Source organism: Sphingomonas antarctica (assembly GCF_965137005.1).
GTDB classification, from domain to species: domain Bacteria; phylum Pseudomonadota; class Alphaproteobacteria; order Sphingomonadales; family Sphingomonadaceae; genus Sphingomonas_O; species Sphingomonas_O antarctica.
The window spans coordinates 46,679-66,030 of sequence record NZ_CBCRXM010000011.1 but is presented as its reverse complement, the minus strand read 5'-3'; the positions used below and the strand labels follow the sequence as shown (position 1 = coordinate 66,030).

21 protein-coding genes are annotated in these 19,352 nt (G+C 63.5%); 18 read left to right on the top strand and 3 right to left on the bottom strand.

Translation table 11 applies throughout. The features are described 5' to 3' along the window. Nucleotides 1-38: 38 nt before the first annotated feature. From ACM9ME_RS11510 to ACM9ME_RS11460, 11 genes are read left to right on the top strand one after another with little or no spacing between them, the layout of a single operon-like run. Entirely contained in the window at nt 39-2,093 is a 2,055-nt protein-coding gene (locus tag ACM9ME_RS11510) for a patatin-like protein (protein WP_415643608.1), read from the top strand. A gap of 26 nt (nt 2,094-2,119) precedes the next feature. Next, the gene (locus ACM9ME_RS11505) at nt 2,120-2,410 is read left to right on the top strand and encodes a hypothetical protein (protein WP_415643607.1); all 291 of its coding nucleotides are present in this window, start codon (nt 2,120-2,122) and stop codon (nt 2,408-2,410) included. Beyond that, nucleotides 2,407-3,078 (top strand): orotidine-5'-phosphate decarboxylase, encoded by a 672-nt coding sequence (gene pyrF / locus ACM9ME_RS11500; RefSeq protein ID WP_415643606.1) that lies wholly within the window; start codon nt 2,407-2,409, stop codon nt 3,076-3,078. Before ACM9ME_RS11505 ends, pyrF begins: the two co-directional genes overlap by 4 nt. Then, on the top strand, nt 3,079-3,438 hold the full coding sequence (locus tag ACM9ME_RS11495; protein ID WP_415643605.1) for a VOC family protein: 360 nt from the start codon (nt 3,079-3,081) through the stop codon (nt 3,436-3,438). A 4-nt stretch (nt 3,439-3,442) separates the two neighbouring features. Continuing rightward, entirely contained in the window at nt 3,443-4,069 is a 627-nt protein-coding gene (locus tag ACM9ME_RS11490) for a phosphoribosylanthranilate isomerase (protein ID WP_415643604.1), read from the top strand. Next, nucleotides 4,066-5,271, top strand: a complete 1,206-nt coding sequence (trpB, locus tag ACM9ME_RS11485; RefSeq protein ID WP_415643603.1) for a tryptophan synthase subunit beta — start codon at nt 4,066-4,068, stop codon at nt 5,269-5,271. The genes ACM9ME_RS11490 and trpB overlap by 4 nt, the downstream gene beginning before the upstream one ends. Nucleotides 5,272-5,288: 17 nt before the next feature. After that, a complete protein-coding gene (locus tag ACM9ME_RS11480) occupies nt 5,289-5,459 on the top strand; it encodes a hypothetical protein (RefSeq protein WP_415643602.1) in 171 nt (56 codons plus the stop codon). Then, nucleotides 5,456-6,241: a tryptophan synthase subunit alpha gene (gene trpA, locus ACM9ME_RS11475; RefSeq protein WP_415643601.1), complete on the top strand. Its 786-nt coding sequence runs from the start codon at nt 5,456-5,458 to the stop codon at nt 6,239-6,241. The genes ACM9ME_RS11480 and trpA overlap by 4 nt, the downstream gene beginning before the upstream one ends. Then, nucleotides 6,238-7,089, top strand: coding sequence for an acetyl-CoA carboxylase, carboxyltransferase subunit beta (accD, locus tag ACM9ME_RS11470; RefSeq protein WP_415643600.1), 852 nt, complete (start codon nt 6,238-6,240; stop codon nt 7,087-7,089). Before trpA ends, accD begins: the two co-directional genes overlap by 4 nt. Beyond that, nucleotides 7,089-8,336, top strand: coding sequence for a bifunctional folylpolyglutamate synthase/dihydrofolate synthase (locus ACM9ME_RS11465; protein WP_415643599.1), 1,248 nt, complete (start codon nt 7,089-7,091; stop codon nt 8,334-8,336). The genes accD and ACM9ME_RS11465 overlap by 1 nt, the downstream gene beginning before the upstream one ends. Before the next feature lie 53 nt (nt 8,337-8,389). Continuing rightward, a complete protein-coding gene (locus ACM9ME_RS11460; protein WP_415643598.1) occupies nt 8,390-8,821 on the top strand; it encodes a DUF6628 family protein in 432 nt (143 codons plus the stop codon). On the opposite strand, the gene ACM9ME_RS11455 is transcribed toward ACM9ME_RS11460, so the two are convergent. Next, nucleotides 8,818-10,155 carry an AmpG family muropeptide MFS transporter gene (locus ACM9ME_RS11455; RefSeq protein WP_415643597.1) on the bottom strand — a complete coding sequence of 446 codons (1,338 nt, stop codon included), beginning with the start codon at nt 10,153-10,155 and terminating at the stop codon, nt 8,818-8,820. The two genes, ACM9ME_RS11460 and ACM9ME_RS11455, sit on opposite strands and share 4 nt — an antisense overlap. Nucleotides 10,156-10,213: 58 nt before the next feature. Beyond that, a complete protein-coding gene (locus ACM9ME_RS11450) occupies nt 10,214-11,590 on the bottom strand; it encodes a cytochrome P450 (protein ID WP_415643596.1) in 1,377 nt (458 codons plus the stop codon). 87 nt (nt 11,591-11,677) lie between these two features. On the opposite strand from ACM9ME_RS11450, the gene hemH reads away from it, so the two are divergent. Next, the gene (gene hemH, locus ACM9ME_RS11445) at nt 11,678-12,682 is read left to right on the top strand and encodes a ferrochelatase (RefSeq protein ID WP_415643595.1); all 1,005 of its coding nucleotides are present in this window, start codon (nt 11,678-11,680) and stop codon (nt 12,680-12,682) included. A gap of 47 nt (nt 12,683-12,729) precedes the next feature. Next, nucleotides 12,730-13,452, top strand: coding sequence for an acetoacetyl-CoA reductase (gene phbB / locus ACM9ME_RS11440; protein ID WP_415643594.1), 723 nt, complete (start codon nt 12,730-12,732; stop codon nt 13,450-13,452). An 87-nt stretch (nt 13,453-13,539) separates the two neighbouring features. Here phbB and ACM9ME_RS11435 read toward each other — a convergent pair whose 3' ends face one another. Continuing rightward, entirely contained in the window at nt 13,540-14,301 is a 762-nt protein-coding gene (locus ACM9ME_RS11435; RefSeq protein ID WP_415643593.1) for a helix-turn-helix domain-containing protein, read from the bottom strand. 86 nt (nt 14,302-14,387) lie between these two features. Between ACM9ME_RS11435 and ACM9ME_RS11430 the strand changes: the two genes are divergently transcribed. The 5 genes from ACM9ME_RS11430 to ACM9ME_RS11410 are packed head-to-tail and all read left to right on the top strand — an operon-like array spanning nt 14,388 to nt 19,351. Next, a complete protein-coding gene (locus tag ACM9ME_RS11430) occupies nt 14,388-14,627 on the top strand; it encodes a ribbon-helix-helix domain-containing protein (protein ID WP_415643592.1) in 240 nt (79 codons plus the stop codon). A gap of 54 nt (nt 14,628-14,681) precedes the next feature. After that, nucleotides 14,682-17,240, top strand: a complete 2,559-nt coding sequence (locus tag ACM9ME_RS11425; RefSeq protein ID WP_415643591.1) for a TonB-dependent receptor — start codon at nt 14,682-14,684, stop codon at nt 17,238-17,240. Nucleotides 17,241-17,242: 2 nt separating this feature from the next. Next, nucleotides 17,243-17,932, top strand: coding sequence for a tetratricopeptide repeat protein (locus tag ACM9ME_RS11420; RefSeq protein WP_415643590.1), 690 nt, complete (start codon nt 17,243-17,245; stop codon nt 17,930-17,932). Further along, complete coding sequence (locus ACM9ME_RS11415) at nt 17,929-18,603, top strand: Fe2+-dependent dioxygenase (RefSeq protein ID WP_415643589.1); 675 nt, start codon at nt 17,929-17,931, stop codon at nt 18,601-18,603. Before ACM9ME_RS11420 ends, ACM9ME_RS11415 begins: the two co-directional genes overlap by 4 nt. 25 nt (nt 18,604-18,628) lie before the next feature. Then, the gene (locus ACM9ME_RS11410) at nt 18,629-19,351 is read left to right on the top strand and encodes a PepSY-associated TM helix domain-containing protein (protein ID WP_415643588.1); all 723 of its coding nucleotides are present in this window, start codon (nt 18,629-18,631) and stop codon (nt 19,349-19,351) included. The last annotated feature ends 1 nt before the right edge of the window (nt 19,352 follow it).

The following is a 19,352-nucleotide window of genomic DNA, read 5'->3' as shown; positions in this document are numbered from 1 at the left end:
GGCTGGATTTTGCTCCGCAAAACCCTAGCGTCGCAGCCGTGAGAGAGAAAGAACTCCGCCTGGCTCTCGTTTGCTACGGCGGCATCAGCCTTGCGGTCTACATGCACGGTGTGACTAAGGAGGTGTGGCGGCTAGCCCGTGCCAGCCGCGCGTTCCACGACGGCGGCGAGACGATCGAAACCGAGACGGTTTACCGCGACTTGCTGGTCGCGATCGAGGCGCAATGCGGCATCCGGATGCGGGTGTTGCCGGACATCGTCGCGGGGGCTTCGGCAGGCGGTATCAACGGCATCTTCCTGGCGCAGGCGATCGCTACCGGGCAAAGCCTGGATCCGCTGACCCGGTTGTGGCTGGAGGAGGCCGACGTCGACCGGCTGGTCGATCCGCATGCCCGCGCCGAATCGCGACTGAGCAAATTCTGGGCAGCACCGCTCGCGTGGCGGATGCTGGGTCGCGAACTCGACGAAGCGGATGCCGATGTTCAGGCCGAAGTCTCGGCCAAGCTGACGCGGTTCGTACGCGGACGCTGGTTCGAACCGCCGTTTTCGGGTGCAGGTTTTACCGGGCTGTTGCTCGACGCATTCGACGCTATGGCGGCAGACAGCGAAGGCGTGCGCCTGCTCCCGGACGCACAGCCGCTCGACCTGTTCGTCACCGTCACCGATTTTCGCGGTCATGACGAAATGCTTACGCTGCATTCGCCGCCGATGATCGTGGAGACGGAACATCGCCTGACCTTGTCGTTCCGCGACCGGCCCGGCGAACCCGAGTCGATCGGCGAGGCGGCCGAGCTCGCCTTTGCAGCACGTGCGACGGCCAGTTTTCCCGGCGCGTTTCCACCCTTCACAGCAAACGAGCTGCTCAAGGTTCTCGCCGCGCGCGATCACGATTGGCCGGGCAAGGACGCGTTTCTGTCACGGGTTTTGCCGGGGCATGACAACCCGGAGCGCGCCGTCCTGATCGACGGGTCGGTGTTGGCGAATGCGCCTTTCGCGCCCGCCATTGCCGCGCTCGACGGTCGCCCCGCAAGGCGCGAGGTCGACCGGCGGTTCGTCTATATCGATCCCAAACCGGGCAAGCACGGGATCAAGCTGCACCGTGATGGCGAGGCCGCGCCGGGATTTTTCGCGACGTTGTTGGGGGCGCTGTCCGACATTCCGCGCGAACAGCCGATCCGCGACAATCTCGAAACCATCGCCGCGCGCACCGCCGCGATCGAACAAACCCGCGCGGTGATCACGGCGATTCGTCCCGACGTCGAAGCGCGCATTGGCGCATTATTCGGCGAGCTGACCCTTTACCGCCTGACTTCCAGGCGCCTGCTTGGCTGGCTTCGGCGGGCGCAAGATCGTGCATTGCACGATATCGGCCATGCCGCACTGGCGTACGAACAATTGCGCTTGTCGGGGCTGCGCGGAGGCGATGCAGCGACCGGCCTGCTCCATCGGGATCGCGCCTACCGCATCCGGCATTTGCGATTATTTACGCGGCGGTTGGCGATGCTGGAAGCGGGCGTGACGCTCGATCCCCTGCGTGACGTCGCCTATCGGTTGCTCGAGGCGCTGCAGACGATGTCGCCCGGAGAATTCGATGGCGAGGCGTTCGATCACCATGCCGCCGACGCAATGGCCGAAGCGATCGGCGCGTTGCCGCGCCTGTCGCGGCGTGCGCCGTTGCTCGCATGGTTGTCGTTCCCGTTCTTCGACACCGCGACGTTTCCGTTGCTGCAAGGTCAGGGGTTGGACGAATATGACGCGATCAAGGTCGATCGCATCTCGCCCGAGGATTGCGCCAGCCTGTCGCGCCCTGGCGATCCCGATCCGCTGAAAGGCACGCGGTTCAACAGCTTCGGGGCGTTCTTCAGCCGGGCGTGGCGCGAAAATGATTATCTGTGGAGCCGGCTCCACGGGGCGGAGCGTATGATCGACTTGATCGCGTCGTCTGTGCCCGAGGCACACGACCTCGACCTGACCGGCTTCAAGGCGCGCGCGTTCGCTGCGATCCTCGATGCCGAGGAGGCGCGGCTGGCGCACGTCGCGCCGTTGATCGCGACGCTGCGGCAACGGGTGGCGGAATTGGGTCGGGCCGACTAGGCTGCGCGCAAATAGAAAGGACCGGCATGCAGTTCCTGCGCACCGTATTCTGGGTCGTGCTCGCCGTGGTCGCGGTGATTTTTTCGTTCAATAACTGGGTAATCGTCAGCGTCCATCTGTGGGGCGACTTGATCCTCGATTCGCCGCTGCCGATATTGTTGTTGGCGACGTTCCTGATCGGGTTGATCCCCGGGCTGTTGCTACACCGGGCAACGCGTTGGAATTTGGGGCGTAAGCTCGATGCTGCGACGCGCGCATTCGGTGCGACCGATACACCCCCGCCGTCGTTGCCGTCCGAACAGCCGACGACGCCGTGAACCCGATCTATGTCGCGATCGATACCGGCGATGTGGACCGGGCAGAGGTGCTCGCCCGCGCCGTCGCGCCGCATATCGGCGGACTGAAACTCGGGCTGGAATTCTTTATGGCGCAGGGCCCGGGGGGGGTTCGCCGGATGGCGAAACTCGGACTGCCGATCTTCCTCGATGTGAAGCTGCACGACATTCCCAACACCGTGGCTGGCGCGATGCGTTCGTTGAGCCCGCTCGATCTCGGTATCGTCAACGTTCATGCAGGCGGCGGCGCAGCGATGATGCGCGCCGCGCGCGATGCGATGCGACCTGAGACCAAGGTGATCGGAGTCACCGTTCTGACCAGTATCGACGAAACGGATCTCGAGAGCATCGGCGTTATGACCGACACCGCGGCGCAAGTCGCGCGACTTGCAAACCTGTGCAAAGCCAGCGGTCTGAACGGGATCGTGTGTTCGGGTTTTGAAGTTGCGGCGCGTCATACGGCGTGGCCAGAAGGCATGTTCATAGTCCCCGGCTTGCGGTCCGACGGCAAGGCGCAGGGCGACCAGAAACGCGTGATGACGCCGCGTGACGCGCTTGATGCAGGTGCTTCGATTCTCGTTATCGGTCGCCCCATCACGGGCGCATCCGATCCCGCAGAAGCGGCGCGGGCGATCGCCGCGACGCTCTGAATGGCGCTGATCCGGCCTTTTGTCCCGGCGAAGGACTTTGCGCGCTCGCGGGACTTCTACGCCGCCATCGGATTCACTGAACATTATGCCGATGAGACGCTGGCGATCCTCGAATTCGAAGGCGCCGGCATCCTGTTGCAGGATTTGTATGAGCCCGCCTGGGCGGAAAACACGATGCTGCAATTGTTCGTGAGCGGCCTCGACCATTGGTGGCAGCGAACTGCCGGGCTGGTCGAACAGTTCGGGGTCCAGCCGCCACGCGCGCCGGCGGCGCAACCCTGGGGCCTTCGTGTCGGCTATCTGTGGGATCCGTCGGGCGTGCTTTGGCAGGTGTCCGAGGAAACCGGCAGCGAGGCGTGACTCGATGATCGATGTGAAGATTTGCGGGCTTTCGACTAGCGAATCCGTCGATGCAGCCGTCCGCCACAGGGCGACCCATGTCGGTTTCGTGTTCTTTACCAAATCGCCGCGCAACGTGGCGGCGGCGCAGATCGGTGCTTTGGCCGGCCCCATTCCGCCGCATGTCCGCAAAATCGGCGTGTTCGTCGATCCCGGCGATGCGCTGCTTGACGATGCGATCCGCGCCGGTCGGCTCGATGCGGTCCAATTGCATAAAGTGACGCCCGCTCGCGCCGCGGCGGTTGCCAAACGCGTCGAGACATGGGTGGCAATCGCGGTTCGCACCGCCGCTGATCTGGCGATTGCGCCGTCTTTTGCCGGTGCGGCGCATCGTCTGCTGTACGATGCCAAGACGCCGAACGATGCGCTGCCGGGCGGCATGGGGCTGCGGTTCGACTGGCAATTGTTGCAGGGCTTTGACCACCCGCTCCCTTGGGCATTGTCGGGTGGGCTCGACGCCGACAATCTGCCCGAAGCCGTGCGCGTCACCGGCGCGCAAATGGTCGATGTGTCGTCGGGCGTCGAAAGTGCGCCGGGCGTGAAGGATGTGGACAAGATCGCCGCCTTCCTCCACGCGGCGCGGCAGTTATGACCGCCAACTCCTTCCGCAATCAGCCAGACGAGCGTGGCCACTTCGGCGAATTCGGCGGGCGCTATGTCGCCGAAACGCTGATGCCGCTGATCCTCGACCTCGACCTCGAATATCGCGCCGCCAAGACCGATCCGGAATTCAAAGCGCAGTTCGACGATCTGATGGCCAATTATGTCGGCCGCCCGTCCCCGCTTTATTTCGCCGAGCGGCTGACGGAGCATTTGGGCGGCGCCAAGATTTACCTCAAGCGCGACGAGCTCAATCACACCGGTGCTCACAAGATCAACAATTGCATCGGCCAGATCCTGCTGGCGATGCGCATGGGCAAGACGCGGATCATCGCGGAGACTGGCGCGGGCCAGCACGGCGTCGCCACTGCCACCGTCGCGGCGCGCTTCGGCCTGCCCTGTACGATTTTCATGGGCGCGCGCGATGTGGAGCGGCAATCGCCCAATGTGTTCCGCATGAAGCTGCTCGGTGCCGAAGTTCGTCCGGTGACCAGCGGCGCTCGCACACTTAAGGACGCGATGAACGAGGCGTTGCGGGACTGGGTCGCGAACGTCCACGATACCTTCTACATCATCGGCACTGCGGCGGGGCCGCACCCATATCCCGAACTGGTGCGCGATTTTCAGTCGGTGATCGGCACCGAGGCCAAGGCGCAGTTGATGGCCGCGGAAGGTCGCTTGCCCAATCTGCTGGTTGCGGCAATCGGTGGTGGATCGAACGCCATCGGGCTGTTTCATCCGTTTCTCGACGATCCCGATGTGGCGATGCTCGGCGTCGAGGCGGCGGGACATGGTCTGGACAAGCAACACGCCGCCAGCCTTGCAGGTGGTGCGCCCGGCATCCTCCACGGCAACAAGACCTACCTGCTGCAGGACGACGATGGCCAGATCGCCGAGGCGCATTCGATTTCGGCGGGGCTCGATTATCCGGGCATTGGCCCTGAACACGCTTGGCTCAAGGAAAGTGGGCGCGTCGAATATACGGCGGTGACCGACACACAGGCGCTCGAGGCGTTCAAACTGTTGTGCCAGCTCGAAGGCATCATTCCCGCGCTTGAACCGAGCCACGCGCTTGCCGCTGTAATGCAGCGCGCACCGCAGATGAGCAGCGACAAGATCATCATAGTCAACCTGTGCGGCCGCGGCGACAAGGACATCTTTACCGTCGCGGAGCATCTCGGGGTCGCGTTGTGAGCGGGGGGCTGAGGCAGATGGCGACGACGTTTGCCGTCGTGATCGTCACGTTACTCGTCGTGCATGTCGCGCTTCATTCGAACGGCGGCACTGTGTTCAGCCTCAGCCGGGCCGAATTGATGCATCAGGCGATCACCGCGGTCGCACTGACGGTCGCTCTGATGCTCACGCGTGGCGGACGCCGGTGACCCGCCTCGCCAACGCCTTCGCACACGGGCCCGCGTTCGTCGCCTTCGTCACCGCTGGCGATGGCCCGACCGCAGAAATTCTCGACGCGCTCGTCGCGGGCGGGGCGGATGTGATCGAACTCGGCATGCCGTTTACCGATCCGATGGCTGATGGACCGGCTATCCAGGCGGCGAATTTGCGCAGCCTGGCGGCGAGGACAACCACCGCCGACATCCTCGCCATCGCGACCGGCTTTCGCGCGCGGCATCCCGATGTACCGCTGGTGCTGATGGGCTACGCCAATCCGATGGTGCGGCGCGGGCCGGACTGGTTTGCGGCGCAGTGCGTTGCGGCAGGGGTCGACGGGGTGATCTGCGTCGATCTGCCGCCCGAAGAGGACGAACTGGCCGCACCGTTGCGCGCTGTCGGTGTCGCGCCGATCCGGCTGGCGACGCCGACGACCGATGTGGCGCGGCTGCCGGCCGTGCTAGATGGCGCGGGCGGCTTCCTCTATTACGTGTCGGTCGCCGGCATCACCGGGCTGCAACAGGCCGCGCAGACTTCGATCGCAGATGCCGTGGCGCGTCTGAAAGCGGCAACCGACCTGCCGGTCGCGGTGGGTTTCGGCGTCCGCACCCCCGAACAAGCGGCGGAGATTGCATGCGTGGCCGATGGGGTCGTGGTGGGTTCGGCGATCGTCGAAACCGTGGCAGCTTATGGCGCCGACGCACCGCGCCATGTCGAGGCGCAGGTTCGGGCGCTTGCGGAAGCGGTGCACAATGCGCGAAAGGGTGTTGCATGAGTTGGCTCGACAACGTCCGCAAACGCATCCCGTTCATCGCCAAGCGCGACACGCCCGACAATCTGTGGATCAAATGCCCCGGTTGCGGATCGATGGTATTCGCGAAGGAATATGACGAAAACCTGCGGGTGTGCCCGAGTTGCGGACATCACGGTCGCGTCGGTGCGGCGATGCGTCTGGAGCAGGTGCTCGACCCTGGTTATATCCTGTTAAAGGCACCGGCGACGGTCGACGATCCCCTGAAATTCCGCGACACCAAAAAATATACCGACCGGCTGCGCGATGCGCGCGCCAAGACGCATGAACAGGACGCGCTGGTCAATGCGACTGGAAGTATCGAGGGACTTCACGTCGTCGTCGGGGTGCAGGATTTCGCGTTCATGGGCGGATCGATGGGCGTGGCGGTGGGCTCGGCGTTCGTGGCCGGAATCCGCGCGGCGATCGCGCATCATGCGCCGTATATCATCTTCACCGCGGCGGGTGGCGCGCGAATGCAGGAGGGCATCCTCAGCCTGATGCAGATGCCGCGCACCACCGCGGCGATCCAGGAACTGCACGATGCGGGCCTGCCCTATATCGTGGTGATGACCGATCCGACGACGGGCGGCGTCACCGCCAGCTATGCGATGCTCGGCGATGTGCAGCTGGCAGAGCCGGGTGCGTTGATCGGTTTTGCGGGACAGCGCGTGATCGAACAGACGATCCGCGAAAAACTGCCCGAAGGATTCCAGCGCGCCGAATATCTGCTCGATCACGGCATGCTCGACATGGTCGTGCCGCGTAGCGAATTGCGCGTGCGGCTGGCCAGCCTGATCGGCTATCTCACGCCGGAGAAGGCTGCGGCCTGATGCCCGACCACGCGCGGTCGGACGATGCGGCAGTGCAGGCGCAGCTCGACCGCTTTGCCCAACTTTCACCGGGGCGCGATATCCTCGGTTTGGAGCGGATCACAGCGTTGTTGGCGGCGCTGGGCGATCCGCAATTACGCCTGCCGCCGGTGCTTCACGTCGCCGGGACCAACGGCAAGGGCTCGACTTGTGCTTTTTTGCGCAGCGGGCTCGAGGCGGCGGGGCAGACGGCGCATGTCTTTACCAGCCCGCATTTGGTGCGGTTCAACGAACGCCTTCGCGTGGCCGGGCGGCTGATCGAGGATGCCAATCTCGCCCCGTTGCTCGCCGAAGTGCTCGACGCGGCAGAGGCGCAAGATATCGGCCCGAGCTTTTTTGAGGCCACGACCGCCGCCGCGTTCCTCGCCTTCAGCGGGACGCCAGCCGATGCCTGTGTGATCGAGGTTGGCTTGGGCGGACGGCTCGACGCGACCAATGTGGTGACCCCGGCAGTGTGCGGCATCGCGTCGATCGGAATCGATCACCAAAGCTTTCTGGGCAACACGATCGCAGAGATTGCCGCTGAAAAGGCGGGCATCGCCAAGCCGGGGGTGGACGTCTTCTGCCTCGATAACGCTGCGGTCAACGCGGTGATCGACGACGCTATACGCGCGCGGGGCGGTGTTCCGTTGATCGAAGGGCGGGATTGGCAGATCGACGCGACCCTGACGCCCGGGCTGGTGGGGCCGCACCAGTTGCGCAATGCCAATCTGGCCGCGCAAATATTGCGGGAATTCGGAATCGAAGACGGTGCCATCCGGCGGGGCATCGCCAGTGCGCGCTGGCCGGGGCGGCTGCAACGGCTGGCCGACGGCCCCCTGACGCAAGGCCGCACAATCTGGATCGACGGGGCGCATAACGACGATGCGGCGCGGGCGGTGGCTCAAGCACTGGCGGGCATGACACCAATGCATGTCGTGTTGGGGGTGCTGGCGAACAAGGACGCTGCGGGCATTGTCGAGGCGTTGAGGGGCGGGGCGGCGAGCCTGACGTTCGTTCCGGTCCCCGGGCATAACCATCACGATCCGCAGGCGCTGGCGCAACGTTATAGCGGAAGGGCAGTTGCTGATCTAACCGCGGCCGTCGCCCCGGCGCAGGCCGGGGCCGCTGAAGGCGGTCGCAATTTATCGCAAGCTCCCACCTTAATCGCGGGTTCGCTCTACCTTTGCGGGGAAGCTCTGCGCCTAAACGAAGAAATCCCAAAATGATAGTTGCGAACGATTTGCAATAGCGATAGCCTCCCGATTCTCAGGAGGTGCCGATGTCCGAAGTTGCCGTCGATCATGCCCAGTTGGTTCCGCATCCGATCCCGGTCGAACCCGTCGCGCGCATCCTGCTGTATGCGATGCGACGCATGGCAATCGGTGGGCTGGACGATGCCCATGCGGCGAATGTGCTGCTCGGGCAGTTCGGCCTTAGTTACCGCCGTCCGCTGATCATTCTGCGCGCGCTGATGCTCGAAGTGTCGTCGACGTCGCAGCGGAGCATTTCGATCGCGCCATGTTGCTGCCGCCGGATGACCGCCGACGAGGCGCTGTTGCTCGGGAGCGTCGAATCCGCGACGGGGCGTCCCGATCTGGCGTGCCGATTGATGGCGGAACTGACCGCGACGCTCGATTGCCTCGCCCCCGTGTCCGCTGCGCAGGCGCTGGGGCAGGCGTTCGAGGATATGGGGCGCAAGGTGGTGCTCTAACCCTCCGATTGGGCTGGATCGGCGGGCATGCTCGCGGCGCTGCCGAGTGCCTCATCGACGAGGCCGGTGCGCATCATCCACCAGTAAATGGCGATGCCCGGCAACGCGACGAGCGTCGTGAGCAGATAGAAGTTCACATAGCCCATTTGCTCGATCATCCCGCCCGCGCTCGTGCCGGTCACGAACCGCCCAACGATCGATGCGGCGGCGGAGATCAGGGCATATTGCGCGGCGGTGAAGCGCAGGTCGCACAGCGCCGAAAAATACGCGACGACGACGACGCCGCCAAAGCCGCTGGCAATGTTTTCGAATCCGATCGATCCGGCCATGCCGAGGTTCGAATGCCCGGCCGCGGCAAGCGCCGCAAAGCTGAGATTGCTGACCGCCATAAGGATCAACGCGACCATCACGGACCGCTTGATCCCCAGCCGCGTAAAGGCCCAACCGCCAAGGAAAATACCGATGAGATACGCCCAGAAGCCGACGCCCACGTCGTAAAAAGCAATCTCGTCATTGCTGAATTTGAGGTCGTCGAACAGCAAACGAAACGTCAGGTTGGCGAGCGTATCGCCGATCTTGTGAACGAGGATGAACAACAACACGAGCGCCGCGCCGCGCCGCCGCAGGAATTCGGCGAAGGGTCCGATGATCGATTGCCAGACCTCCCCAACCGAACGCTTGGCGATGACGATCTGGCGGCGGGCAGGTTCGCCCATGACCAGGCCGGTGATCATCGCTGGCAGCGCGAGCACCGCGCAGGCAATATAGCCTGCACTCCACCCGTGGCGCGCCGAAATGACCAAGGCCAGCGCTCCCGCCCCCGCCGATCCGATCCGCCAGCCATATTGGCTCATGCCCGAACCCGCGCCCAATTGGCGCGGCTCGAGCAATTCGATGCGATAGGCATCGATGACGATGTCGAAACTTGCCCCCGCCGCGCCGACAAGGATCGCGGCAAGCGCGACGTAACCGATATCGCCTTTAGGATCGGCAAGGCCGAGGTTGATCACCGCAGCGATGACCAGCACACCCGTCACCAGCAACCAAGACACGCGCTGCCCCAGAGCGCCGATTACCGGCAAGCGCACGCCATCGACGATCCACGCCCACAGCCATTTGAAATTATAAACGAGGAAGGCGAGCGTGAAGGCGGTGACGGTCTTCTTGTCGATGCCGTCCTGTGACAGGCGCGTGGTCAGCGTCGCGGCGATCATCGCATAAGGAAAGCCACTCGAAATCCCGAGCGCAAGCGCCGCCAGTGGCGCGCGTTCGAGATACGGTTTGACGCTGTCCCAGGCGCCGTGCGGGCGTTCGACTGCTGCTTGCTCCGGCATTCCCGTCCCCTTGGCCCTTGAACTTGCGTGGTAAGGCGAACGGAGTGATTTGGGCAAGCTAGGCGTTCAGCCCTTCCAAATTCACCGGCAAGCCATCAAGCGGTTTGGGGATCGGCCATGCCTGCCATTTGGCCCCGCTGCCGGCGGGCAGATCGATGCGACCGTCCTTGAGCAGATGCCACATCAGGATCTTTATCTGCATCGTCGCGAAGTGAAGACCGAGGCACATATGGGCACCGCCGCCGAACGGGGCGAAGGCGTATTTGTGCCGGGTCTTGGCCGCTTCGGGGGTGAATCGCATCGGATCGAAACGTTCGGGATCGGGCCACAGGCTCGCCATCTTGTGCGTGAATTCGACGTTGATGCCGACAAAGGTTCCGGCCGGCAGATCGTAACCGCCAAAGCTGAACGGCTTGACCGCGCGGCGCGGGATCGACGGCACCGGCGGCATCAGGCGCATCGCTTCCTTAAACGCATAGTCGGTCAGCACGAGGTCGCCGAGGCGTTCGTACGGCAAAGCCTGCTCATTGATGCCGAGGCCCGTCATCTCGTCGCGCAATTTGTCCTGCCACTCCGGATTTTCGCCGAGCCGCATGACCAAGCTGGCGGCGGTGGAGGTGATCGTGTCGTGCGCCGCCATCATCAAAAAATTCATGTGATCGACGATCTCGCCATCGTCGAGCAACGACCCGTCGTCGTGCGTGGCACGGCAGATTTGCGAGAACATGTCCTCACCCTGCCCCGCGCGACGCTTGGGCACTTCGCGGCCGAAATAATCGAGCAGATATTTACGCCCCGCGACGCCCTTGCCCATCGCCAGCCCGGGGATGGGTGTGCGGACCGGGGCGATCGACGCCTGGACCATGTCGACAAAGGCCTTGTTGACCTTGTCCGCCTCGGGTCCGACCGGGGTGCCGAGGAACGCGACGGCGGCCAGTTCGAGCGTCAGCTGCTTGATCTCGGGATAGAAATTGATGTTCCCCCGGGTGCGCCACTCGGCGACGCGCTTGGCGATGCCGTCGTTGAGTACGTCTGCGTAAAGCCGCATCGGCTCGGGCTTGAACGCCACGGACAAGGTGCGGCGGTGGACGCGATGCTTGTCGAAATCCATCAGCATCAGACCGCGGGGGAATAATTGGTTGAGCGTCGGACCCCAACCCTGTTCGGAGGAGAATATCTTGTCACGGTCGAACAGCACGAGTTCGTTCGCCTCCGGACCGAGCAGCATCACCGTCCGCCCGCCAGCAAAGCGGTGGCGATGCACCGGGCCATAATCCTTGTGCATCTGGCGCAGGAAACCGGGCGGATCGCGCAGGATCTCGAACGTGCTGCCGAAATACGGGATACCGTCGCGACCGGGAACATGGTCGAGCGCGTTGTCGGGCAGGCGTGGCAACCAGTGCGGATTGGCGGCGAAGGTGTCGGCGCGGGCCATGCTTTAGCTCTCCTGCTTACTGACACCGTTGCAAATAAGGACCGAATTGGCAAGGCTGGCGCGATGAGGCTGGTGGTCTAAAGCGGCATGGTGCGTCCCGTCGATCATCCCGCCCTTCCGTCACCGAAAATCGGTGTGCTGCTCGTCAATCTCGGCACGCCCGATGCGCCGACGATCCCGGCGGTGCGACGGTATCTCGCCGAGTTTCTGTCGGACCGGAGGGTCGTCGAATTGCCGCCGATATTGTGGCAGCCGATTCTGCGCGGCGTCGTATTGACCACACGGCCGCGTCGTTCGGCGCATGCCTATTCGCAAATCTGGGGCGAACGCGGATCGCCTTTGGCAACCATTACCGCCGATCAAGCGGAGGCGCTGGCATCGGCTTTCGGCCCCGATGCGATCGTCGACTACGCCATGCGTTATGGCGCGCGCTCGATCGGTGAACGGCTGGACGCGATGAAAGCCGCGGGGTGCGAGCGCATCCTGATCGCGCCGATGTATCCGCAATATTCGGGCGCAACCACAGCCAGCGTCAACGATGCCGCATTTGCTGCACTGGCGGCAATGCGCTGGCAGCCGGCGATCCGCACGCTGCCACCCTGGCATGACGATCCGGCCTTTATCGACGCGCTGAAGGCCTCGATCCAAGGTCAGATTGCCAAACTCGATTTCGTGCCGGACACGCTGGTGGCGAGCTTTCACGGCATGCCGCTCAGCACGCTGATGAAGGGCGATCCCTATCATTGCCAGTGCCAGAAGACGGCGCGGCTGTTGGGCGAAGCCTTGGACCGTGACATCATCGTCAGCTTTCAATCGCGTCTCGGCCGCGCGCAATGGCTCGAGCCGCCAACGGACATGACGCTCGCGGCGCTCGGGGCGGAGGGGCGCAAGGTCGCGGTGGTGATGCCCGGTTTCATCGCCGACAATCTGGAGACGCTGGAGGAAATCGCGCTGCGCGGGCGCGAGACGTTTATCGACGCCGGCGGCAAGGATTTTGCCGCGCTGACCTGCCTCAATGCCGATGCGGACGGCGTCGCGTTGCTGCGACATTTAATCGCGCGCGAACTTGAAGGCTGGGTGGCACCCGCGTAACGCCTCGTTATCGCTCGCACAGAAGCGAAGAGGAAGGATGCAAACACATGGCACGAGTTGCGGTCGTCACCGGCGGATCACGCGGCATTGGCGAGGCAATCAGCCTTGCACTTCAGGAGATGGGTTACACCGTCGCCGCCAATTACGCAGGCAATGACGAGCGTGCCGGGGAGTTTTCCGGTCGTACGGGCATCAAAACCTACAAATGGGACGTCGGCGATTTCGACGCATGCCAATTGGGTTGCGCGAAGGTCGCCGAAGATCTCGGGCCGATCGATATTGTCGTGAACAACGCCGGCATCACGCGCGACGGAACCCTCGCCCGCATGGATTATCAGGCTTGGGACGACGTCATCCGGACCAATTTAGGCGGCTGTTTCAACATGGCCAAGGCGACGTTCCCTGGAATGATCGAACGCGGCTGGGGCCGGATCGTCAATATCGGGTCGATCAACGGACAAGCCGGACAATATGGCCAGGTCAATTACGCCGCCGCAAAGTCGGGCATTCACGGCTTCACCAAGGCACTGGCGCAGGAGGGTGCGAAAAAGGGCGTGACGGTCAACGCGATCGCGCCGGGCTATATCGATACCGATATGGTCGCCGCGGTCCCCGCCCCGGTGCTGGAAAAGATCGTCGCCAAAATTCCGGTTGGTCGCCTGGGCCAGGCGAGCGAGATTGCGCGCGGCGTAGCGTTTCTGTGTTCGGAAGAAGGCGGCTTCGTCACCGGCTCCACGCTGTCGATCAATGGCGGCCAGCACATGTATTGATAACGCGTCGCCCCGGCGAAGGCCGGGGCCGCTAGCGATACGGCATGAACGTCACCAGCGGCCCCGGCCTACCCGGGCGACGGCAAGCTATTCGATCGTCACGCCAGCGATGCGCCAGCCACCGGCTTCGCGGTTGAGGCTGACAGTCTCAATCGCATTCGCCTTGTTGGCAAAGGTCGTGCGGAACTTGACCACTTCATAGCCGAATGGCGGCGCGGGCAGGTTTTCGTGGCTGAGCATCGTCCGCGATACGACCGCCCCCAGCGGCGGACGCACCTTCTCTGACACCTGTGCCCAAACCTGCGGCGTGTTCATCTTGTGAAATGACTCCGCGGTCAGCTTATAGCTGTCGTCCCAGCGACCCTGATCGATCAGTTCGAGAAAATGACGCGCGGGTGCCTCGACTTCGGCATCCGTGACGACCGCGCCCGCGCTTGCCTGCGTAGTGTCGGCGGCGGTGAGCATGGCCTGTGGTATGGACGTGACGGCGGCGAGCGCCAGAATGAGTGACATGAGTGCGACTCCTGCAATGATCCAGGCAGGACGACGCGTCCACCCTGCGCCGTTCTCCGGCACCGCCAGCTTTCTCACGGAAGCGGGCGCCGCCGCTTCCCCGATTTCGTCGTCCCCAACAGAATAAGGGGGTGCGCCTTCTTCGGCCAGCAATTGCCGCGCAGCTTCGCGGCTGCTCGAAACCTCCATCTTGCGCCGGGCGTCGCGCAGCCGTTCGTTGATTGTGTGCACTGACAGATCGAGATGGCGCGCGATCGATTTGGCATCGTGACCGCGCACGATCAGGCGCAGCGTCTGCTTTTCCTTCTCGCTCAGCGCGTCGATGTTGGTCGCCATGCCCGCAGGCCTAAGTCTTCGCATCCTCGCCAGCCACCCCAAAAAAATCGTAGGTTGCCCAAAGCAAAGCCGATTAAGCAAAGGGCATGCCCATCGATTACGCCCCGCCCGTCAAACGCAGCGTGACGATCGCAGGTCATGAAACGTCGATCAGTCTGGAGCCGATATTCTGGAATGCGCTCGAGGCGGCGGGTCGCAATGCCGGCATGCCGCTCAACGCGCTGATCGCCCAAATCGACGCCGAACGCCTGACCGTCAGACCGATCCCCAACCTCGGCAGCACGATCCGACAATGGCTTTTTAAGAACGCTTCGCATTTGCGTTGACTCTGCGAACGTGTCGCAATAGCGAGAAGCCAACAATAGGGGGCTTCTCGTCAAATGTCGCATCGTTTGCCGTCCTTCCTCGCGCTATCTTGCGTGGGCTTCATCAACAGCGCGCCAGCTTTTGCCGCCGATGACGCGGACGCTGCGACAGATGAGAATACGCGCAACACGATCATCGTCACCGGCACGCGTGAACAGCTCGATTCCCCCAAGGCCATCGCGCCGCTGATCAACACACCGCGTTCCATCGTCACGGTCGACAAGGAGATCATCAAGGACACCGGTTCGGCGACCCTGATCGATGCACTGCGTACGGTCCCCGGCATTACCTTCGGCGCGGCCGAAGGCGGCAATCCGATCGGTGACCGTCCATTCATTCGCGGGTTCGACAGCCAGGGTTCGATCTTCCTCGACGGCGTGCGCGACATCGGCGCGCAGACGCGCGAAGTGTTCGCGGTCGAGCAGATTCAAATCGTCCGTGGATCGGACTCGACGCTCGGCGGACGCGGCTCGGCGGGCGGTTCGCTCAACATCATCTCGCGCCTGCCGACGGGTCGCGAGGACTTCATCTCCGGCGGGATCAGCTACGGCACCGATGACTACAAACGCGTCACCGGGGACGTGAATTACCGGATCGGCGAGCACGTCGGCTTCCGCATCCAGGGCATGTATCACGACCAGGACTTTGCCGGTCGCGATGCGATTTTCGCCCGCCGCTGGGGTGTCGCGCCGTCGCTGACCATCGGTCTCGGCACACCGACCAGATTGACGCTCGCTTATTATCATCTGAGCACACACGAACTGCCCGACAGCGGCATTCCGTTTCTCTACACGATCGCGAACACGCCCAATACGGGCTATAGCTATTCGCAGCCGGCGATCGGCAACATCACCACGATCGGCGGCCAGACCGGCACGGTTGATCGCGACACCTTTTACGGCCTGAAAGATCGCGATTTCCGCGACAGCAAGCAGGATCAGGCCACGATCCGCTTCGACCATGATTTCGGCAACGGCCTGAAATTCCGCAACACTTCGCGATTCAGCCATACGTATCAGGCGTATATTTTCCTGTTGCCCGACGATTCCACCGGCGATGTGTTCGGCACGTCGCCGACCAACACGGCCACCGGCGGCGTCACCAATTTCGTCAACGGCGGATACGTCTGGCGGCGGGCCAACACACGGCAAGGCACGACCGACAGCCTGATCAACCAGACCGACTTCTACGGCACTTTCGATACCGGTTCGATCAAGCATAGCTTCTCGGTCGGCACTGAGTTGTCGTGGGAGGATACGCAACGCGGCACCTTCGTGACGCGCGGCTTTACCAACGCCGCGGGTACCGAATTGCTATCGACCGGATCGACGATCACGCCGCGATGTAACGCGACCACGATTGCGCGGCATTACTGCACTTCGCTGTTCAACCCGAACCCGAACGATCCGTGGGTCAATTACGCCAGCGACACGTCGAACATCGTCGCGCCGATCGTTAAATCACAGCCGATTGCCGACACGCTGACCGATGCCGATACCAAGGCCGCTTATGCTTTCGATTCGATCACGGTGACCAACGCGCTGATCGTCAACCTCGGGCTGCGCTACGACCGCTTCCATTCAAAGGTGCGCCCCGGACTGCCCGTGACGGTGCCCAATCCGGTGCGTTACGCGGTCGACCGGACCGACGAGCTGTGGAATTATCAAGTCGGTGCCGTGTTCAAACCTGCGCCGAACGTCAGCGTCTACGCCTCGCATTCGACCGCCGCCGTTCCCCCCAACAGCCTGGTCGGCGAAGGTCAGGAGCAGAACGGCCTCGGCACGATCACTGTACCTGCGGGCAGCAACGCCACCGCGCTGCAAATCGCGACGGCCCAGGCGGTCAGCGACTCGCTGAAGGTCGAGAGGACCAAATCCTATGAGGTTGGCGCCAAGGCCGATCTGTTCGATAACAAGCTGTCGCTCACCGCCGCTCTGTTCAAAACCGAGACCAGGAATGCACGCGTGACCAGCGATGCCAACACCGTCACGTTCATCGGCAAGCGCGAGATCAAGGGCATCGAACTGGGTTTCAACGGGCGTCCGACCGAGGCGTGGAGCATCTTCGGCGGCTATACCTATCTCGATGCCAGGATCACCGATGGTGGCTTCACCGCACTGACCGCGGCGGCGATCATGAACGGTGCAGTCGTGGTGCAGGCGGCGAAAACCGTGCAGGTCGTGTCGGTCAATACGGGCCGGCAATTCCCGCAGACCGCCAAGCACAGCTTCACGTTGTGGACCGATTACAAGGTGCTGCCGGGTCTTTCGATCGGCGGCGGCGCATTTTACACCAGCCGGGTGTTCGGCGGTTATGCCGACAACCGCGCGGCGACGCAGAACGCGGCGGGTGTAGTGACGGTCAGCCCGGCGACCAAGATCATCGCCCGTTCGGTGCCCGATTACTGGCGCTTCGATGCGCGCGTCGGTTACACCATCAACAAGAATCTCGACGTGTCGGTCAATTTGCAGAACCTGACCGACAAGGTTTATTTCAGCCAGGTCTATACGAACCATTATGCCGCGATCGCACCGGGCCGCAGCGCGTTTGCCACGCTGAACTTCAAATATTGAGCATGACCGCGATCGACGCCATCAACGCTCTTCCCGCTGCGCAACTTCGCGCGCGGTTGGCGGGGTCGGGTGGCGATGCCTTTCTGCGCGAAATTGCCGAGGCCGGGTCGTCCGAAGGCCAAGCTCGACTGGGCCAGAGGCTGATCGACACCGGCCAAGCCGCTGAGGGATTCGTCTGGCTGCACCGCGCCGCCGAGGCCGGGCATCTCGACGCGATCAACATGGTCGGGCGGTGTCTCGATCTCGGTTGGGGCGTGGCGGTCGACAAAGCGCTGGCGGCACAATGGTTTCGCGCCGCCGCCGAACGCGGACACGGCTGGGCAATGTACAATTATGCGACCGCGCTGGCGCTCGGCGCGGGTTTGCCGGCGGACCGCGACAAGGCCCTCGACTGGCTCCACCGAGCCAACGCGCTGGGCATTGCCAAGGCGGCCAATTTCATCGGCAGTTTTTACGAGGACGGCTGGGCGGTCGATCGCGACATGGCCGAAGCCGCGCGGTATTATGCACGCGCGGCGGCCGGCGGCGACTTCCGCGGGTGTTTCAACCATGCCCGGATGCTGATCGATGCGGGTAAGGCCGATGCGGCGGTGCACTGGATCGACCGCGCCCTGACGCTGGGCAATGACCGCTTTCGGGCGCAGGTGCACGACTGGCTTGCCGCACGCCCCGAACTAAGGATCGCGGCATGATCATTATCCCCGACGTCCTGAATCCGGCCGAAGTCGCGCATGTCCGCAGCATCATCGATGCGGGCGACTGGATCGACGGCAATGCCACATCGGGCCACCAATCGGCGCTCGCTAAGCGCAACCGCCAGCTCGACGAAGGATCGGCGGCGGCGCGTGAAGCGGGGAATCTGATCCTCGACGCGCTCGGTCGTGCGGAAGTGTTCGTTGCCGCTGCGCTGCCGCTCAAGGTCTATCCGCCGCTGTTCAACCGCTATGCCAGCGGCGAGACGTTCGGCAGTCATGTCGACAGCGCGATCCGCATTCGTGCCGGCAGCGATTTCCGCATCCGTAGCGACCTGTCGGCGACACTGTTCCTGTCCGACGATTATGACGGCGGCGAATTGACGATCGAGGGCCAGTCCGGTGCGCAGTCTCTCAAGCTGCCCTCCGGACACATGCTGCTTTATCCCTCGTCCAGCCTGCACCGCGTCGAACCGGTCACGCGCGGTGAGCGTGTCGCCAGCTTTTTCTGGATCCAGTCGATGGTCCGCGACGATGCCGCACGACGCATCCTGTTCGACCTCGACAACGCCACCCGCGCGGTCGCGGCGGCACAGGGTCAGGATGCACGCGCCGCCATCGAACTCACCGGTGTCTATCACAATCTGCTCCGCCGCTGGGCGGACGCCTGAGGACCTCATGCTAAATCAAAGCGGTTTGTTTTTCGTCCCCAAAACCTGGCAGTCGGCGACCTTTCTGCGCTGGCTGAAACGCATTCACGCCTGGACCGGGTTTTGGGGCGCGCTGTTCTTTTTGATGATGGGCACCAGCGGGTTTCTGCTCAATCACCGCACCGAAAACCTGAAGATCGACACGGGCGATGCGGTCGAGCAGCCGGTTGTCGAATTGCCCGTCGCACAGGGCACGATCACGGATGCCGATGCTCTGGGCAAATGGGCACAGCAGACGCTGCATCTGCCCGTCAAAGCCGCCAAGCCGCGCGGTCCCGGCGGCCCCGAAAGCGAGAAGGGCAAACCCGGTGGCGGCAAGTCACGCGCCGAGGGCTCTGCGTCCGCCACACCCGCACCGCGCGAAGCGCGCTTCATGGGCCGCGACGTCGGTCAGGCCGAGAGATGGACGCGCAGCTTCATGATGCCCGATGCGCGCGTGACCGTCGATTACGTGCCGGGCTCGAACCACGTCACCGCCAAGCGCGAGGAGGTGAATGGCTGGGGCGTGATCAAGAATTTGCACAAGGGCGTCGGCTTGCCGGTCGGCTGGGTGTTGTTCATCGACACGATTGCCGGTGCGCTGATCACGATGGCGCTGACCGGCTATCTGTTATGGACGCGGATGCATGGCCCTCGCCTGCTGGCGGGCGGATTGGCGGGAGGTGCGCTGGTCTGGGCGCTCCTCGCCGCCGTGCCGTCGTTCGGCTGAA

Excerpts from the sequence above, each read along its gene's own strand:
- ACM9ME_RS11425 (WP_415643591.1), top strand. The coding sequence starts at position 14,682 with ATGTCGCATCGTTTGCCGTCCTTCCTCGCGCTATCTTGCGTGGGCTTC.
- ACM9ME_RS11415 (WP_415643589.1), top strand. The coding sequence starts at position 17,929 with ATGATCATTATCCCCGACGTCCTGAATCCGGCCGAAGTCGCGCATGTC.
- ACM9ME_RS11455 (WP_415643597.1), bottom strand. The coding sequence starts at position 10,155 with ATGCCGGAGCAAGCAGCAGTCGAACGCCCGCACGGCGCCTGGGACAGC.
- ACM9ME_RS11460 (WP_415643598.1), top strand. The coding sequence starts at position 8,390 with ATGTCCGAAGTTGCCGTCGATCATGCCCAGTTGGTTCCGCATCCGATC.
- ACM9ME_RS11480 (WP_415643602.1), top strand. The coding sequence starts at position 5,289 with ATGGCGACGACGTTTGCCGTCGTGATCGTCACGTTACTCGTCGTGCAT.
- ACM9ME_RS11495 (WP_415643605.1), top strand. The coding sequence starts at position 3,079 with ATGGCGCTGATCCGGCCTTTTGTCCCGGCGAAGGACTTTGCGCGCTCG.
- ACM9ME_RS11435 (WP_415643593.1), bottom strand. The coding sequence starts at position 14,301 with ATGGCGACCAACATCGACGCGCTGAGCGAGAAGGAAAAGCAGACGCTG.
- trpB (WP_415643603.1), top strand. The coding sequence starts at position 4,066 with ATGACCGCCAACTCCTTCCGCAATCAGCCAGACGAGCGTGGCCACTTC.
- ACM9ME_RS11450 (WP_415643596.1), bottom strand. The coding sequence starts at position 11,590 with ATGGCCCGCGCCGACACCTTCGCCGCCAATCCGCACTGGTTGCCACGC.
- hemH (WP_415643595.1), top strand. The coding sequence starts at position 11,678 with ATGGTGCGTCCCGTCGATCATCCCGCCCTTCCGTCACCGAAAATCGGT.
- ACM9ME_RS11430 (WP_415643592.1), top strand. The coding sequence starts at position 14,388 with ATGCCCATCGATTACGCCCCGCCCGTCAAACGCAGCGTGACGATCGCA.
- ACM9ME_RS11420 (WP_415643590.1), top strand. The coding sequence starts at position 17,243 with ATGACCGCGATCGACGCCATCAACGCTCTTCCCGCTGCGCAACTTCGC.
- accD (WP_415643600.1), top strand. The coding sequence starts at position 6,238 with ATGAGTTGGCTCGACAACGTCCGCAAACGCATCCCGTTCATCGCCAAG.
- ACM9ME_RS11505 (WP_415643607.1), top strand. The coding sequence starts at position 2,120 with ATGCAGTTCCTGCGCACCGTATTCTGGGTCGTGCTCGCCGTGGTCGCG.
- phbB (WP_415643594.1), top strand. The coding sequence starts at position 12,730 with ATGGCACGAGTTGCGGTCGTCACCGGCGGATCACGCGGCATTGGCGAG.
- ACM9ME_RS11465 (WP_415643599.1), top strand. The coding sequence starts at position 7,089 with ATGCCCGACCACGCGCGGTCGGACGATGCGGCAGTGCAGGCGCAGCTC.
- ACM9ME_RS11490 (WP_415643604.1), top strand. The coding sequence starts at position 3,443 with ATGATCGATGTGAAGATTTGCGGGCTTTCGACTAGCGAATCCGTCGAT.